This is a genomic window from Delftia sp. RIT313, assembly GCF_000632165.1.
In the GTDB taxonomy this organism is placed as follows: Bacteria; Pseudomonadota; Gammaproteobacteria; order Burkholderiales; family Burkholderiaceae_C; genus Comamonas; species Comamonas acidovorans.
On sequence record NZ_JFYT01000034.1, the window covers coordinates 54,053 to 70,056 of the forward strand.

Annotated in this window: 12 protein-coding genes; 2 read left to right on the plus strand and 10 right to left on the minus strand. The window is 68.1% G+C overall.

Going from position 1 to position 16,004, the window contains the following annotated elements; all coding sequences use genetic code 11:
- Positions 1-16: 16 nt before the first annotated feature.
- From BW39_RS07350 to BW39_RS07370, 5 genes are all read right to left on the minus strand, one after another.
- On the minus strand, positions 17-1,333 hold the full coding sequence (locus BW39_RS07350) for a dicarboxylate/amino acid:cation symporter (RefSeq protein WP_043820822.1): 1,317 nt from the start codon (positions 1,331-1,333) through the stop codon (positions 17-19).
- Between the two features lie 113 nt (positions 1,334-1,446).
- A complete protein-coding gene (locus BW39_RS07355; protein WP_043820784.1) occupies positions 1,447-2,448 on the minus strand; it encodes a C45 family autoproteolytic acyltransferase/hydolase in 1,002 nt (333 codons plus the stop codon).
- Positions 2,449-2,457: 9 nt separating this feature from the next.
- On the minus strand, positions 2,458-3,915 hold the full coding sequence (locus BW39_RS07360) for a biotin carboxylase (RefSeq protein ID WP_013802977.1): 1,458 nt from the start codon (positions 3,913-3,915) through the stop codon (positions 2,458-2,460).
- Positions 3,912-6,815 carry an aminotransferase class I/II-fold pyridoxal phosphate-dependent enzyme gene (locus BW39_RS07365; RefSeq protein ID WP_013802976.1) on the minus strand — a complete coding sequence of 968 codons (2,904 nt, stop codon included), beginning with the start codon at positions 6,813-6,815 and terminating at the stop codon, positions 3,912-3,914. Before BW39_RS07365 ends, BW39_RS07360 begins: the two co-directional genes overlap by 4 nt.
- Before the next feature lie 91 nt (positions 6,816-6,906).
- Entirely contained in the window at positions 6,907-7,779 is an 873-nt protein-coding gene (locus BW39_RS07370) for a carbon-nitrogen hydrolase family protein (RefSeq protein WP_013802975.1), read from the minus strand.
- Positions 7,780-8,011: 232 nt separating this feature from the next.
- On the opposite strand from BW39_RS07370, the gene pdxR reads away from it, so the two are divergent.
- Positions 8,012-9,499: a MocR-like pyridoxine biosynthesis transcription factor PdxR gene (gene pdxR, locus BW39_RS07375; RefSeq protein ID WP_224986001.1), complete on the plus strand. Its 1,488-nt coding sequence runs from the start codon at positions 8,012-8,014 to the stop codon at positions 9,497-9,499.
- Positions 9,500-9,551: 52 nt separating this feature from the next.
- Here pdxR and BW39_RS07380 read toward each other — a convergent pair whose 3' ends face one another.
- From BW39_RS07380 to BW39_RS07400, 5 genes are all read right to left on the minus strand, one after another.
- Positions 9,552-11,801: a putative bifunctional diguanylate cyclase/phosphodiesterase gene (locus BW39_RS07380; RefSeq protein WP_043820786.1), complete on the minus strand. Its 2,250-nt coding sequence runs from the start codon at positions 11,799-11,801 to the stop codon at positions 9,552-9,554.
- A 28-nt stretch (positions 11,802-11,829) separates the two neighbouring features.
- The gene (locus BW39_RS07385; protein WP_012204881.1) at positions 11,830-12,570 is read right to left on the minus strand and encodes a GGDEF domain-containing protein; all 741 of its coding nucleotides are present in this window, start codon (positions 12,568-12,570) and stop codon (positions 11,830-11,832) included.
- A complete protein-coding gene (locus BW39_RS07390; RefSeq protein ID WP_012204882.1) occupies positions 12,570-12,971 on the minus strand; it encodes a DUF1987 domain-containing protein in 402 nt (133 codons plus the stop codon). The genes BW39_RS07385 and BW39_RS07390 overlap by 1 nt, the downstream gene beginning before the upstream one ends.
- A gap of 68 nt (positions 12,972-13,039) precedes the next feature.
- Positions 13,040-13,612 carry a SiaB family protein kinase gene (locus BW39_RS07395; protein WP_013802972.1) on the minus strand — a complete coding sequence of 191 codons (573 nt, stop codon included), beginning with the start codon at positions 13,610-13,612 and terminating at the stop codon, positions 13,040-13,042.
- A gap of 9 nt (positions 13,613-13,621) precedes the next feature.
- A complete protein-coding gene (locus BW39_RS07400; protein WP_043820788.1) occupies positions 13,622-14,854 on the minus strand; it encodes a SpoIIE family protein phosphatase in 1,233 nt (410 codons plus the stop codon).
- A gap of 185 nt (positions 14,855-15,039) precedes the next feature.
- Here BW39_RS07400 and BW39_RS07405 point away from each other — a divergent pair, with 185 nt between their 5' ends.
- A complete protein-coding gene (locus tag BW39_RS07405) occupies positions 15,040-16,002 on the plus strand; it encodes a TauD/TfdA dioxygenase family protein (protein ID WP_063326491.1) in 963 nt (320 codons plus the stop codon).
- Positions 16,003-16,004: the final 2 nt, after the last annotated feature.

Consider the following 16,004-nt stretch of genomic DNA (forward strand, 5'->3'; position numbering starts at 1 on the left):
TTCCTTGTGCGGGTTGTCAGGAATGGACCGGGGAGGCGGGATGGGCCAGCGTGGCCTTGACCTCCGAATCCAGCCGTGCGGCGTTGGCGGCGGCTTCGGTCTCGGGCAGCAGGTCGCCCTCCCACTTGGCGACGACGGCGGTGGCGATGGAGTTGCCCACGGCGTTGGTGGCCGATCGGCCCATGTCCAGGAAGGTGTCCACGCCCAGGATGAGCAGCAGGCCGGCCTCGGGGATGTTGAACTGGTTGAGCGTGGCGGCGATCACCACCAGTGAGGCGCGCGGCACGCCGGCCATGCCCTTGGAGGTCAGCATCAGGATCAGCAGCATGGTGATCTGCGTGCCCAGCGACAGGTGGATGTCGTAGGCCTGGGCGATGAACAGCACGGCGAAGGTGCAGTACATCATGGAGCCGTCGAGGTTGAACGAGTAGCCCATGGGCATCACGAAGCTGGAGATCTTGCGCTTGACGCCGAAGCGGTCCAGCGCGTCCAGGATCTTGGGGTAGGCGGCCTCGGAGCTGGCGGTGGCGAACGAGAGCATGAAGGCCTCCTTGATCAGCACCAGCAGCCTGAAGATGCGCGGGCCCAGGAACAGGAAACCGGCGATCACCAGCACGCCCCACAGCAGAAACAGGCCCAGGTAGAAGTCCCCCATGAAGACGGCGAACTTCAGCAGGATCTCCAGGCCGTTGACCGACACGGTGGCCGCCATGGCCGCCAGCACGGCCAGCGGCGCGAGCTTCATCACATAGCCGGTGATCTTGAGCATGACGTGGGACAGCTCGTCGATGGCGGCCACCAGCGTCCTGCCCTTTTCACCGAGCGCGGCCAGGGCCACGCCGAAGAACATGGAGAACACCACGATCTGCAGGATCTCGTTGTTGGCCATGGCCTCGGCAAAGGACTTGGGCACCAGGTGGCTGACGAAGTCCTTGAGCGTGAACTTGGCGGTGGCGAGGTTGGCCGAAGCGCCGATGTCCGGCAGCGGCAGCCCCAGGTTGTGCCCCGGCTGCAGCAGGTTGGCCAGGACCAGGCCCATGACCAGCGACACCAGCGAGGCGGTGACGAACCAGCCCATGGCCTTGAGGAACACCCGGCCCACCGAGGCCGCGTCGCCCATGTGCGCGATGCCCACCACCAGCGTGGAGAACACCAGCGGGCCGATCAGCATCTTGATCAGCCGCAGGAACACGTCCGACATGATGGAGATGTAGCCCGCGATCTGCGCGGCCGCCTTCTTGTCGGGGAAGTTGATGAACACCATGTAGCCGATCACGATGCCCAGCACCATGGCAACCAGAATCCAGATGGCGGGCGGAAGTCTTCTTGTCATTTCCATGTCTCCTTCGGAACCTGTGGGGAATGCCTGGACGGCGGTGCGTGGCACCTTGTCCCGGGCGTCGGATGCAAGCGCTGAATGCAGGCGCGGGATGCCGGGCGGGGCGCTCAGGGGCCCTGGCTCAGGTAGGCGATCTCCCGGTGGCCCTCTTCGAAGGCCGCCAGGGTCTGCGGCCAGGCCTGGCCGGGCCAGGACAGTTCGAGCCGTCCCGACCGAGGGGCGTAGGCCGCCGTGTACAGCGTGCCGTAGCCGCGCCGCCAGGCGGGCTGGTACAGGGGCTCGCGCAGCAGCGCGGCCTGGGCGTCACGGGCCGGCGTGCCGGCATCGATCTGCTGCTGCAGGGCGGCCAGCCGCTCGCAGGCGCTGGTGGCGCGTGCATGCTCGGGCCATTCCACCGTGTGCTGGAAGTTGGTCACGGCCCGGCGCCGGGTCACTTCCACGGGGCGGTCGGGGTTCAGGAACACCGTGGCCCATTCGCCCTGGGCGTCCAGCAGCGTGACGCTGTAGCACATGTGCACGGGCACGCGCTGCAGGATGGCAACGGCCGATGCGGTGTCGCGAGCGATCTCCAGCACATAGCGCAGCACCAGCGGAATGCCGAAGCCGTCGCCATGGGCCGTGCGGCCGCCGAAGGACAGCGAGGCGGCCAGGCCCGACTCGTTCATGCCGTCCAGCGCGCCCCACAGGCAGTCGCCCATGGCTGCCACGCGCTGCCCGCTCCAGCGCGTGGCCAGCCAGTGGCCCTCCAGCAGCGCGGGCGCGAAGTCGTAGTTGCGCAGCAGCATGGGTTCCTGCTGGCCGGCCGCATCGAGCCAGACGGCCTGGGAGCAGCCGGTGATGTAGGGCGGCGGGCACCACAGCGACAGGAAGCGCGCCTCGATGTCGCCGCCGCCGGCCAGCTCCACCAGCCGCTCCCAGGTGGGCACCAGCTCCGGCATGTGCTGGCGCAGGGCGCGGCGGCACTCCAGGAAGCCGGCGCGTGCCACGGCGCCCTGGCGCAGGAACCAGGCGCGGTAGTAGGGCCAGGCCTGCTCGCACAGGGCCTGCCATTTCCGGCCGGGCAGGTCTTCGGCGATGGCCTGGAAGCGGATGCGGGTAGGCAGGGGCATGGGAGGCCTTCAGAGGATCTTGAACGAGCCCGGCGCCGGCGCTGCGCCGGGCTGGGTGGCCAGGATGGGCTTGCCCGCGTAGTAGTTCTTGATGCCGCGTATCCAGTCGCGCGCCCGGATGTTGAGCTTGAAGTTGTCGTCCATCGAGCGGCCGCGCGTGATCAGGATGCCCAGGTCGGCGCCCTCGTAGCGGTAGTCGCCGGGGCCGGTGATGCGCAGGAAGAAGGCCTCGCGCTCGGTGTCTATGGCCTTGCGGTTGTAGTCGAAGCGCTGGTAGGCCACGCTGCCGTCCTCGCCCATGCGGTAGATGCCGGTGGCCGGAGCATGCGTGACCTGGTCGATGCGGTCCTCGTTGAACTTGAGCACCACCTGAGACCAGGAGTCGATGAAATGCGGCTGGGCCCAGCGCTCGTTGATCTCCTTGACGTTCAGGTCGAACGGCACGCCCGAGAATTCGAGCAGGTGGAACAGGAACAGCGGCGCATCGGCGTAGGCGAAGGCGGCATGGTTGGTCATGGGGCTGGCGCCGCAGATGCGCGGGTTCAGCTCGCCCAGGTAGACCTCGCCGGTGTCGGTGTCGATCAGGAAGTCCAGGTCGAAGTAGCCGCGGTAGCCCTCGGCCAGCAACTGGTTGCCGAAGCGCTCGGCCATGTCGCGCGCCCTGGCGCGCACCTCCTCGGAGAAGGCGCCCGGGAACACCTCGTTGCCGCACCAGCCGCCCTTGTAGGGCGTGAGTTCACGCGCGCCCACCACCTCGGTCAGCAGCGGCCCGACCAGGGTGCCCGACTGGGTGGCGCAGGCCTCCAGCGTGGCGCCGCGGCAGTTGATGCGCTTCATGATCTTGACCTCGGGGTCGTTGACGATCTCGTCCTTGTGCTTGTCGAAGTCCTCGCGCGAGGCGATGAAGAAGGTGGTGTGGCCCGAGTCGCCGAAGGCCGACTGCACCACCAGGTCCTTGCCCAGGCCGTGGCGCTCGGCGATCTGCATCAGGTGCTCGTAGCTGTCCACCTTCTCCAGGGCGTTGGGCACCGAGTACACGCCGGCCTTGTTGCCTATGCGCACGGTCTCCATCTTGTTGTCGCAGCGCTGGCGCAGCGCGGCTGGCGGAAACCAGACCTCCATGCCCAGCTCGCGGGCCAGGGCCTCGGTCTTCTCGTCGAACATCAGGAAGGTGGCGACCGGCTTGCCGCCGCGCCGCTCGATCAGGTCCACCACGTCCTTGTGCTGCAGCAGGTAGTTGTTGATGTCCTCGATGGACTCGAAGGGCTCGTGCGGCAGCTCCTGCGGCACGAAGGCGTTGGGGTGGCGGCCGTCGAAGCAGTCGATGTAGTTGATGTAGCGGAAGCGGTTGACCCAGCGGTCCATGCCCAGCAGGTTGAAGTTGGTGGCGCTGATGAAGTAGATGGGCCGTTCGTTGCGGTGGAACATCAGCAGCAGGTCGGCAACGCTTTTGACTTTGTTGTTCACTTCTTGCTCCTCGTCGTGGTCTTCTTCGGGGTGGGGGAAAGCGTGATCAGTTCAGGTTCGGGCTCGGGTCGGACCAGGCCCAGGCCTTCGTCGCCCGCCTGCGGCTGCGCCGCACGGCCCGACAGCGCCAGCGCGGCGCGCGCGGCCGTGGCCTGGGCGGCGCGGTCCAGCGCGGCCCGGCTGAAGATGCGAAAGCCCAGCTCGGGCCGGAAGCCGTGGATCTCGCGCACATCGAGCGCGGCCATGAACTGCAGGATCTCGGCGCTGATCACCTGCCCGGGCACGAGGATGGGAAAGCCCGGCGGGTAGGGGATGACGAAGAGCGCGGACACCAGCTCGCGCCCCTCGGCGATGGCGCGCGCGGCCTCTGCCATGTCGATGTATTCGCAGTTGGTGTCGTCGTACGAGAGGAAGAAGGCGCTGCGGATGTCGCCGTCGCGCGTGCCTGCGCGGCCTTCGACGCTGCGGCCCCGGAAGGCGAAGTGGAAGCTGGAGAAATTGGGCAGCGGCGGCTGCTCCAGCGTGAGCGAGCGCACGCGCCTTTCATGGATGCGCCGCTCGATGGCGCTCAGGTCGGCCACGCGGGCGTCCACGTCGCGGGCAATCTTGATCAGCACCTCGATCAGGTAGGCGATGGCCGAGCGCGTGCTGCCGATGTTGGTCATGAACAGCACGGTGTTGCGCGAGGTCTTGTTGATCTGGATGCCGTACCTGTCCATCAACTCCTTGTTCTTGAAGGTGTCGCCGTCCATGCCCGTGGTGCCGATGACCAGGGTGGCGCGGCTGGGGTCGAGCACGAACTCGTCGCTGCGCCATGCCACCTCCAGGTTGTCCCAGCCCGTCTCGTCGTTGTAGTAGTTGTCCACGCCCGACTCGCGGTAGGCCAGCGGCACCAGGTCGCCGATGCGCAGGAAGCGGAAGTAGCGCCTGAGCAGGGGGTGGTGCAGCACCTGCTCGCGCAGGCTCATGGCCAGCTCCAGCTGGCGCTGGATCAGCTCGTAGCCCTCCAGTTCCACCTGGCGGCGGCCCACGTCCAGCGAGGCGAGGATCTGGTAGTTGGGCGAGGTCGAGGTGTGCGTCATGTACGCCTCGTGGAAGGACTCCTCGGCCTTGTCCTTGAAGTCCTGGTCCCAGATATGGATCATTGAGCCCTGGCGCAGCGCCGTCAGCGTCTTGTGCGTGGAATGCGTGGCGTAGACCCGGATGCGGGCCTTGGCGGGGTCGGGGATCAGCCGGGTCTCCAGCAACTGCTGGTCGTCCTCCCAGTCGATGCTGGCGGCGAACTCGGCGTGGCGCCTGGCGTAGGCCGGGTCCTTGAAGGTCTCGCACAGCTTGGCGGCGCTGGCCATGGCCGTGCGCGGGCGGTAGATGGGATGGCAGCGCGCGAAGGCGAACCAGGCCTCGTCCCAGAGGAAGACCAGGTCGGGCTTGATGGCCAGGCATTCCGTCATCACGCGCTCCACGTCGTAGACGATGCCGTCGAAGGTGCAGTTGGTCAGCAGCACCATGCGCACGCGCTCCAGCGTGCCCGCGCGCCGAAAGCCCAGCAGGGTCTCCTTGATGTGGCGCAGCGGCACGGCGCCGTACATGGAGTACTGGTCCAGCGGATAGGAGTCCAGGTAGGCTACCTGGGCGCCGGCCAGCACCAGGCCGTAGTGGTGGGACTTGTGGCAGTTGCGGTCCACCAGCACGATGTCGTCGGGCCGCACCAGGGCCTGCACCACGATCTTGTTGCAGGTGGAGGTGCCATTGGTGGCGAAGTAGGTGCGCCTGGCACCGAAGGCGCGGGCCGCGTACTCCTGGGCCAGCTTGAGCGGGCCCACGGGGTCCAGCAGCGAGTCCAGCCCGCCCGAGGTGGCCGAGGTCTCGGCCATGAACAGGTTCATGCCGTAGAACTGGGCCAGGTCCCCGATCCAGTTGCTGTTCATGATGGACTTGCCGCGCGCCAGCGGCAGCGCATGGAACACGCCCGTGGGCTGCTTGGCGTAGTCGCGCAGCGCGTGGAAGAAGGGCGTCCTGTGGCGCTCGCCCACGCCTTTCATGATGGCGCTGTACAGCTCGATGTGGTCTTCCTCGCCGAAGAAGATGCGCTTGAAGACCTCGCCCACGCGCGCGGCGATCTCCTCGACGCTGACATCGGTGACCAGGTACAGGTCCAGCTCGGGGCGCAGCTGCGCGATCTGGCGGCCCAGCAGCGGGCCGCGCTCGAACTCGGGCATGGCCTCGCTGTTGTCGTCCATGCCTTCCAGGAAGCGGCGCAGCATGCCGTTCCTGTTGACCGAGCGGAATGGAAAGCCATGGCGTATCACCACGGCCTGCAGGTTGAAGTTGACCAGGGTGGCGATCAGCGCGTCCTCGAAGCTGGGCACCACCACGATGTCGAACACGAAATCATCGTCGGCGCTGCGCTTGCGCTGCACGCGGCGGCGCAGCGCGTCTTCCTCGCTGGCCGACATCTCGTCGACGATCAGCACCTCGAAGTAAGGCCGCGTCAGCTGTGCCTGGCGCTCGCTGTCGGTCTCTATCTGCGAGGGCAGTTCGTTGTCGTTGTCCAGCGTGTTGGCGTCATGGCGGTAGGTGCGCGCGGCCAGCACGCGATGGATGCGCCGCGCCGCCTGGTGGGCGCGCGCCAGCTCCTCGCGCTCTATCCACTGGCACAGCTCACCGAAGACCCGGCCCCCGGGAAAGGCCCAGTAGCTTTCGACCGGAGCCAGCGCGTCGATGATGGTCTGCACATGGGCCAGGCGGCTGGCACGCTCGGGGTGCTCGGGCGCCAGGATGGCCAGCCGGCTGAGATCGTCCACCAGGCTGATCCAGCCATCGGCACGCATTTCCCAGACGCTGCGGTGGCGGCTGAGGGAGGCACGGGCGCGCGTTTCGGTCGGGGGGCGGGATGTCATCGTTGTCTCCTGGTTTTTTGCCGCATCGCCCGGTGGCTTGCGGCTTTGTGGTGCTCTTGATGTCGATCGCTGGGAAAAGGGGCGTGTCAGGTCATTGGGGCTTGTCCAGTGCTCCCAGGCTGTGCAGGTAGGGGAAGTCGGTGCCGTCCTTGCGGTAGACGGTGAAATCGCAGTCGCGGTCGCGGAAGCTCTTGAGCGGCTGGCCCAGGTTGCTGCGCAGGCCGTGTTCGCGCTCGTGCCGCAGCCGGGCGAAGTCGACCTCGATGGGCATGATCTGGGCGCCGCTGTCGGCCTGGTGGAGCACGTAGCCCGAGGGGTCCACGATGATGGAGCGGCCCACGCCGCCGTCGCCCACGCCGTTCACATCGAAGAAATAGACCTGGTTGGTGACGGCCGAGGCGCGCGCGATGCACAGCTCCACATCGCGGTCGATGGTGTCCGTCATGGTGGGGTGCAGGATCACCTCGGCGCCCATGGCCACCAGCGTGCGCGTGGTCTCCGGAAACCACATGTCGTAGCAGATGGACACGCCGAAACGGCCCGCTCCAGGCACGTCGAACACGCAAAAACCGGTGCCGCCGGCCACATCGCGCTCATAGGGCCTGAAGGGAAAGAGCTTGCGAAAACGCGTGACGACCTCGCCCTGCGGGTTGATGACGGGCGTGGTGTTGTAGACCACCGTGCCATCGGGGCCGGCCACGCTCTCGAACAGCGAGCCGGGAATCAGCCACAGGCCGGTTTCCCGGGCCAGCCCGCACAGCCGGTCCTCGGTGGGACCGGGCAGCGGCTCGGCCCTGTCGTGCTTGGGGCCCAGCGCCGCCAGCTCGGAGAACAGCACCATGCGGACCCAGGGAAAACGCGAGCGGATGTGGCGCAGGTAGCCGGCCATGCGCTCCAGGTTGCTGTCGAAGGCGCAAACCTCCATCTGGACGCCGGCGATGCCGAAGGTGGTGGCCGTGCTCATGGCTGCACCTCCTGGCAGGCGGCTTGCCGGGCCGGCAGGGTGCCGCAACGAAAAGCATTCAACTTCAAGGACATAGGCTGACTGAGGGGCGGGGAGAACCGGGCGGTGGGCACAGGTCTTTGAAGTGTCTGGAGGCGGATCATTGAAAAAATATTCGGCTTTCACGCCTTCGATAGCTATACATGGGGGCGAGTCTATGTTCACATTGATCCCAACAAAAGAACCAAATACCGTGAACAAGAGAGAACCAATTTCCCGCGTTGGAAACTCCACGCTGCCGGACTTTGTCAATCGGCATTTCCAACGTAGCGATGCCGAGTACAACCACCGCCAGCTCTACCGCATCGTCAAGGAAGGCATCCTGCGCAAGGCCCTGCCGGCGGGCTCGCGGCTGCCCACCAGCCGCGAGCTGGCGCAGACGCTGGGCATTGCGCGCAACACCATCGTCCAGGTCTATGAGCAACTGGCGCTGGAGGGCCTGGTGCAGGCCGGCGTGGGGCGGGGCACCTATGTGGCCGAGGTGGCGCCGGCCTTCGTGAGCCAGCCGCCGTTGCCGCGCCGCCGTGGCACGCCGCTGTCGCGGCGCGGCAGCGCCATCGTGGGCGGGGCGCGGGCCAGCCACCTGCAGTGGGGCGCCTTCGCGCCGGGCGTGCCCGAGCTGCGCCAGTTTCCGGCCGCGCTATGGAGCCGCCTGCACGCCCAGGCCTGGCGCGATCACAACCCGCTGCAACTGAGCTATGCCACGGGTGCGGGCCATCCCGCGCTGCGCGAAGCCATTGCCGAGCACTTGCAGGGCACGCGCGGCGTGGCCTGCAGCGCGGACCAGATCCTGGTGACCAGCGGCGCCCAGCAGGCGCTGCACCTGATTTCCCAGCTGCTGGCCGATCCCGGCGACACCGTCTGGCTGGAGGACCCCGGCTACTGGGGCGCACGCAGCGTGTTCCGCATGGCCGGCCTGCAACTGCAGCCCATCGCGCTGGACGGCGAGGGCCTGGCGCCCACGCCGCAGCAACTGAAGACACCGCCGCGGCTGATGTTCATCTCGCCCTCGCACCAGTACCCCAGCGGCGTGCTCATGGGCCATGGCCGAAGGCGCCAGCTGCTGGACTACGCGGTGGCCCAGCGGGTCTGGATCGTCGAGGACGACTACGACAGCGAGTTCCGCTTCACCTCGCGCCCGCTGCCGGCGCTGCAGGGCCTGGACGAGCATGGCCGCGTGATCTATCTGGGCACCTTCTCCAAGACCATGTTCCCCTCGCTGCGGCTGGCCTACCTCGTGCTGCCCAGCGACCTGGCCGACAGCTTTGCGCGCGCGCTGAGCGAGCTGTTCCGGGAGGGGCAGATCATGCAGCAGATCGTGCTGGCGCAGTTCATGCGGCAGGGCCACTACGTCAACCACATCCGCCGCATGCGCCAGGTCTACGGCGAGCGCCGGCGCGTGCTCATCGACGAGATAGGCCAGCGCCTGGGCACGGCGGTGACCGTGCAGGGCGGAGACGCGGGGCTGCACCTGGTGCTGGGCCTGCCGCCCGGCTCGGACGATGACGCCATCGCGCGGCAGGCACGCAAGCTGGGCGTTCTCACGCGGCCGCTGTCCCTGTACTCGCTCAGGCCCGATCCGGCCCGGGGCCTGGTGCTGGGCTACGGAGCCGTGACGGAGCAGGAGATCCGCCACAGCTTCGGCCTGCTGGCCGAGGTGATCGCGCCCCATCTGCCGTGAATGGGCGACGGGGCCCCTTCACTCCGGTGCGCCATTCACTCCGGCGCACCATTCACTCCGGTGCGCCAGTGCGCTGGCCCAGCCAGCCCAGCAGCTGCGCCTTGTCCATGGGCCGGGCAATGTGATAGCCCTGACCCTCCTGGCAGCCCATGGCGCGCAGGGCCTGCCAGGCGCTGGCGTCCTCTATGCCTTCGGCCAGGACCTGCAGGCCGAGCTTGCGGCCCAGCTGGGCGATCATTTCGGCGATGCGGGCTTCCTGTGATTCGCCAAGCTGGCGCACGAAGCTGCGGTCGATCTTGATGCGGTCCAGCGGCAGGCGCTCCAGGTAGCTCAGCGAGGAGTAGCCGGTGCCGAAGTCGTCGATGGCAATGGTCACGCCCAGGGAGCGCAGGGCGCTGAGCGTGGCCTGCAGCAGCTGGGTGGGCAGCACGGCCACCGACTCGGTGATCTCCAGCTCCAGCTGCGCGCCCTGCAGGCCGTGCTCTGCCAGGGCGTTGCTCACGGTCTGCAGAAAGCCCGGGTCCTGCAGTTGCACGGTGGAGACATTGACGGCCATGCGCCGGGGGGCGCGGCCGGCGTCCAGCAGTTCGCGCATGGTGCGGCAGGCCGTGGCCAGCACCCATTGGCCCAGCGGCACGATGAGGCCCGAATGTTCGGCCACCGGAATGAAGCGGTCGGGCGGCACGAAGCTGCCGTCCTGCCGGCGCCAGCGCAGCAGGGCCTCCAGGCCGACCAGGGCATGGGTTTCCAGGTCCACCTGGGGCTGGTACACCAGGAAAAGCTGGGCGCCGTCGATGGCGGCGCGCAGGTCGGACAGCAGCAGGGCGCGGTCGCGCGCCTCCATGCCCATCTGCTCGGAGTACTCCAGCAGCTGGCCGCGGTGATCGCGCTTGGCGCGCTTGAGGGCGATGGTGGCGTCCTTGACCAGGTCGGTGCCGGCCTGGCGCTCATGGGGCAGGTACACGTAGCCGCAGGTCAGCGAGACCTTGTGCGGCACGCCATCCACGGCCAGCGGCTGGCGGGCGCAGTCCAGCAACTGGGCCAGGGCCACCTCGTCGGTGGGGCCCAGGATGCCGAAGGTGTCCGATCCCACACGCGCCAGCAGCACGCCAGCGGGCAGCGCGCTGGCCAGGCGGCGGGCCATGGCTTCGAGCAGGCGGTCGCCGAAGCGGTGGCCCATCACGTCGTTGGTGGCGCTGAAGTCGTCGATGTCCACCAGGGCCAGCACATGGTCCCGCGTGCCGCGCCACACGCATTCGTCCACTTTTTCCACGAAGTGGGCGCGGTTGGGCAGGCAGACCAGCGGGTCGAAGTAGGCGGACTGGTGCAGGCGCTCCAGCAGGCCGCGGTTGTGCAGCAGCGTGCGCAGGTTGGCGCAGAAGACTTCGAGCAGCTGGCGGTCCAGTGCGCTGTGCGAGGCCGGCGCGTCGATGAAGACGGCCATGTCCTGCTCGTCGCCCCGGCCTATGTACAGCGCCACGCCGCGCTGCACGCCATAGATGTTGCGCCGCGCCTGCAGCGCCTGGCGCAGCAGGCGCAGCCCGCGCGAGGCCAGCACGGTGGCGATGGGCTGGTCGATGAGCCGGGCGAATGGCCCCGTGGCCGCGAGCACGCGGTAGGGCTCGGCCGGGTGCGTGCCCTCCGAGCAGACCAGGCCTTCGCTGGCCACGCCCAGCAAGGTGGCCAGCTGGGTGATCACGCCGCGCGCGAAGGCGTGCAGATTGGTTTCCTCCAGCAGCGAGGCGCTGGAGCGCACCATCAGCTCCAGGCTGCGGCGGTTGGCCTCGATGGCGCACAGCTGCTCGTAGGAGCGCACGGCGGTCACCACGATGGCCAGCAGCCGGTCGGGCGTGAGTTCGGTCTTGGTGCGGCAGTCGTTGATGTCGTAGCGCAGCAGGGTTTCCAGATCGGGCGCCTGGCCCGGGCGGCCGGTGCGCAGCACGATGCGGCTGTTGCGCAGGCCGGCCGTGTAGCGGATGAAGTCCACCAGGTCCAGCCCGGCGCCCGTGCCATCGGTCACGGCGTCGAGCACCACCACGGCCAGGTCCTGCTCGCTGCGCAGCAGGTTGCGCGCCTGCGTGCCGGAGCGGGCGTAGAGGAACACCAGCGGCCGGCCGAACAGGGTGTGGCCTTCCAGCGCCAGGCGGAAGGCGGCGTGTACGTCGGGGTCGCTGTCCACGATCAGCACCCGCCATTCAGGCCCGGGCACGGGCGATGGCGGGGGCGGCTGCAGAGCCGGTTGCAGGAGGGCGGAAGCAGTGGCGGGCGCCCTGGGCGCCCGTGCGCGCATCACGAAACTCATGCCTCAGCCCTGTCCGTGTCCGCGCCGCTCAGGCCGTGGCATGGTCTGCCGCGCGCACGACCTGGTTGCGCCCGCTGCGCTTGGCGGCGTACAGCGCCTCGTCGGCCAGGCTGTATGCGTCGTCGAAGCGGCCGCCGCTCGGGCGCCAGCTCACGCCGAAGCTGGCCGTGATGCAGCTGGCGTCGGGCAGGCCGAAGGGATGGGCCTCGATGGCGGCGCGCACCTGCTCGGCCACGCACACGGCGCCGTCGCTGTCGTGCTGGGGCAGCAGCACGGTGAATTCCTCGCCGCCCACGCGGCCGATGTGGGCCGTGGCCGGCACGGCGGCCTTGAGGCAGCGCACCACGCCCAGGATCACGCTGTCGCCCACGGGGTGGCCGAAGCTGTCGTTCACGCGCTTGAAGTGGTCTATGTCCAGCACGATCAGGGCCAGCCCCTGCTGGGTGAAGTGGCGGTTCACGCGCTCGATGATGGCCGCGCGGTTGAGCACACCGGTCAGCGGGTCGTGCGTGGCGCGGTATTCCAGCTCGCCGGCCAGCTCCTGCAGGCGCTGGTTGAGCTGGGTCATCTCCAGCTCGGCACGGTCGCTGCGGCGCACCAGCCGACGCGTTTCGCGCAGCAGGCGCTCATAGGCGGTCAGCAGCACGCCCAGGGCCTGGTGGCAGGCCTGGGCGCCGGCTTCTTCACCCCGGTCATGGGCGGCGCGGGCCGCCAAAAGGGCCTGGTGCTCGGCATCGAAGAGGTCCGCGGGAGCGGCCACGGTGTCCATCACGCCGCCTTCACGGGGTGGCCGGTGAAGGCGATGGCGGGAAAGTCGTCGCGCAGCTCCTCGCCAAATTCGCAGATGGTGTCGTCTTCCTCGTCGTGGTACCAGTGCAGGGCCACGGGGCGGCCGGCCTCGGCGGCGCCGCTCAGTGCCTCGATCAGGTTGAACAGCATCTTGGTGCTGGAGCTGTTGAAGTAGGCCAGCGCGATGTGCACCTCGATGCGCGCCTGCTGCTGCGCCGGCTGCGGCTGGGCCAGGTAGTCCTTGAGGCGGGCCAGGATGCCGCCGTAGAAGGCGGCGGCGTTCTCGGGATAGGACTCGCCACGCAGGTGCAGCGTGTGCGTGTCGAACTGGAAGTCCACTTCCGGGGAACTGGGAGTCGGTGCGATGTAGAGGTTGTCCATGCGTGATCTCGGTGCGTTGTCCGTGCCTGCGGGCCGGGCCTGTCCAGGCCTGGTGCCGGAGCGACGGCTCAGAGCGTGGCTTTCAGGTAGAAGACGGGCCGGCCGTCCACGGTCTGGGCGGGATCGAAGTCGAACTGCAGCGGCTCGCGCGCATCGCGGGCCAGGGTCAGGAAACCCATGCCCGCGCCCTTGCTGCCTTCGGGCGCGTCATCGCGCAGCGACTGGCGGCAGGCCTTCTTGATCTCGTCCAGCGTCATGCTGCGCAGGGCGTCGAGCTTGGCGCGCAGTGCCTCGCCCATGCCCGGCTCGATGGGGTTGGCGCACAGCAGCACGAAGCTGCCGTCGTCCTCGCGGCGGATGCAGACCGCGCCGTGGCGCAGCTCGCCATCGTCCTGGTGGGGCGGGGTCAGGGCATCGGCCGAGTAATGGATGATGTTCTGCGCCATCTCGACAAAGGACGAGAACAGCTTGCGCCGCGTGGGGCCCGGCACGCCGGCCACTTCCAGCTGCAGCCGCACGGCCTCGGCCATGGCCGCGACGATGTTCTGCGAGAAGTAGCCCACGTAGTAGAAGATCACCTGGTGCTGGCGCGCCAGGTGGAAGAAGCTGCCGTACTTGTCGGCGATCTGTGCGGAGGGCATGGGAGGCATTCAGGTTCTGAAGCAGAAAAAGGTCAGGTCGTCGCGGCGGTGGTGCTCGCCCTGCCAGGCCTGCAGGGCGGCCAGCAGGGCGCGGTTGATCTCGGCGGGCGTGCGGCCGGCCTGCTCCAGCAGCAGCTCGCGCACGCGCTTCTTGCCGAAGGTGATGCCGCGCGGGCCGCCGACCTGGTCGATCAGGCCATCGGTGGTGATGAAGACCAGGGTGGCGGCGGGCAGCTCCAGGTCGATGTTGTTCCAGGCGAAGTCGAACTCGCTGTCCACATAGCCCACGCCCTTGCGCTGGCCATCGAGCACCTCCACCGCCTCGGCGCCGGGGCGCAGCACGAACAGCGCAAGGCGCGCGCCCGCAAAGCGCAGGCGCCGGTGCGCGGGCTCGAACCAGAAGCAGGCCGCGTCCAGCCCGTCGTCGGAGCCGGGCGTACCGTCCTTGCCATCGAGCTGGCCCAGCATCTGCTTGACGCTGCGGTTCACCTGGCCCAGCAGCGCGGCCGGGTCGCGCGGGCCGTGCTCCTTGATGGCCTGGCTCAGGCTGCTGGTGGCGATCAGCGTCATGAAGGCGCCGGGCACGCCGTGGCCCGTGCAATCGGCCACGGTGGCAAACCAGCCATCGCCGTCCTGGCTGAACTGGTAGAAGTCGCCGCCGACCACATCGCGCGGCTCCCAGACCAGGTCTGCCCCTGGGCAGGCGCGGGCCAGGGAGTCGCGCGAGCTGCGCAGCAGCGACTGCTGGATCACGCTGGCGTATTCGATGCTGTGCATGATCTGGCGGTTGCGCGCCACCTGCATGTCCGCCACCGCGCGCATCAGCTGCAGACCGTTGCCCACGCCCGCGAACAGGCCGTCGCGCGTGATGATGAAGCCGTCGGTCAGCGCCTTTTCGCCGTACTCCACGGTCTTCACGGTCAGGGTGTCTATGTCGGTGGAGGCATCGACCACCAGCGGCTCCTTGTCCATGAAGGCGATGCAGCTCTTCTTGCCGTACAGCTCCATGCGAAACGGCTTGCTGAACTGGGACAGGAAGATGCTGCGGTTGATCAGGCCGATGGGGCGGTTGCCCTCCACCACGGGCAGGCTGATCAGGTCCCGGTGGCGCGTGAAGACCTCGAGCACCTTCTCGTTGGTCTCGTCGGCGGTCATGCAGGGAACGGGGGTACACAGGTCCGCAGCGCTGGGTGGGCGGAAACGTGGCCTGGAATCGCTCAGGTAGGCGCGGGACTCATCCATGGAAGGCACATCGCAAAATTGTTAAGGAATGTTACGTTTTCCTTGTTGCAGTTTTGTGACGCGCACGGCCCTGGTTGGCATGCACTTCTCTTGCGCATAACCATGCGCCAAAAGCTTCGTTGTGGCGTGGCAGGGCGGTTCCTAGCATGGGGCTTCCACCCATGCAAGCACTGAGGAGAGACGCCGTGAACGCTGTCACCGAAGCCAGCCACCTGAGCACCGTGGCCCAAGACCTGGAGCAGGACCGGCAACAGCCGCTGCAGATCCAGCCCCTGTCCGGCCGCATAGGCGCCGTGGTCCACGGCGCCAGGCTCTCGGGCGAGCTGGCGGCCGAACAGTTCACGCAGATCCATGCGGCCCTGCTGCGCCACCGCGTGCTGTTCTTCCGGGGCCAGCACCATCTGACGGATGCATCGCACCAGGCCTTCGGGCGGCTGTTCGGCGAGATCGAATCGCACCCCACCGTGCCTGCCCCGGACGGCACGGCCTTTCTGGAGCTCAATTCCCAGCATGGCGGCCGCGCCGATTCCTGGCATACCGACGTCACCTTCAAGGCGGCCTTTCCCAAGGTCTGCGTGCTGCGCGCCGTCACGCTGCCCGGCCATGGCGGCGACACCGTCTGGGCCAATACCGTGGCCGCCTATGAGGGCCTGCCCGAGCCGCTCAGGCAACTGGCCGAGCAGCTGTGGGCCGTGCATGGCAACGACTACGACTATGCCGAGAACTTCCGCCAGAACGCGGCCAGCCAGACCGAGACCGCAGGCCGCGCCAGCTACCGCAAGGTGTTCACGCGCAAGACCATCGAGTCGGAGCAGCCGCTGGTGCATGTGCACCCCGAGACCGGAGAGAAGGCGCTGCTGCTGGGCCACTTCGCCAAGCGCATCAAGGGCCTGCGCGCCAATGAATCGACGGCGCTGCTGCAGCTGTTCAACGAACGCATCATCCGGCTGGAGAACACCGTGCGCTGGCAGTGGGCGCAGGGCGACGTGGCCATCTGGGACAACCGCGCCACGCAGCACTACGCCATCAACGACTACGGCGATGCCCACCGCGTGGTGCGCCGCGTCACCGTGACCGGCACCGTGGCCACCAGCGTGGACGGCCGCCACAGCGTGGACATCACGGTGCCCGAGCCGCTGGCGGCCTGACT

Coding starts and splice junctions, on each gene's coding strand:
- BW39_RS07365 (WP_013802976.1), bottom strand. CDS start 6,815: ATGACATCCCGCCCCCCGACCGAAACGCGCGCCCGTGCCTCCCTCAGC.
- BW39_RS07355 (WP_043820784.1), bottom strand. CDS start 2,448: ATGCCCCTGCCTACCCGCATCCGCTTCCAGGCCATCGCCGAAGACCTG.
- BW39_RS07395 (WP_013802972.1), bottom strand. CDS start 13,612: ATGCCCTCCGCACAGATCGCCGACAAGTACGGCAGCTTCTTCCACCTG.
- BW39_RS07380 (WP_043820786.1), bottom strand. CDS start 11,801: ATGAGTTTCGTGATGCGCGCACGGGCGCCCAGGGCGCCCGCCACTGCT.
- BW39_RS07350 (WP_043820822.1), bottom strand. CDS start 1,333: ATGACAAGAAGACTTCCGCCCGCCATCTGGATTCTGGTTGCCATGGTG.
- BW39_RS07385 (WP_012204881.1), bottom strand. CDS start 12,570: ATGGACACCGTGGCCGCTCCCGCGGACCTCTTCGATGCCGAGCACCAG.
- BW39_RS07400 (WP_043820788.1), bottom strand. CDS start 14,854: ATGGATGAGTCCCGCGCCTACCTGAGCGATTCCAGGCCACGTTTCCGC.
- BW39_RS07370 (WP_013802975.1), bottom strand. CDS start 7,779: ATGAGCACGGCCACCACCTTCGGCATCGCCGGCGTCCAGATGGAGGTT.
- BW39_RS07390 (WP_012204882.1), bottom strand. CDS start 12,971: ATGGACAACCTCTACATCGCACCGACTCCCAGTTCCCCGGAAGTGGAC.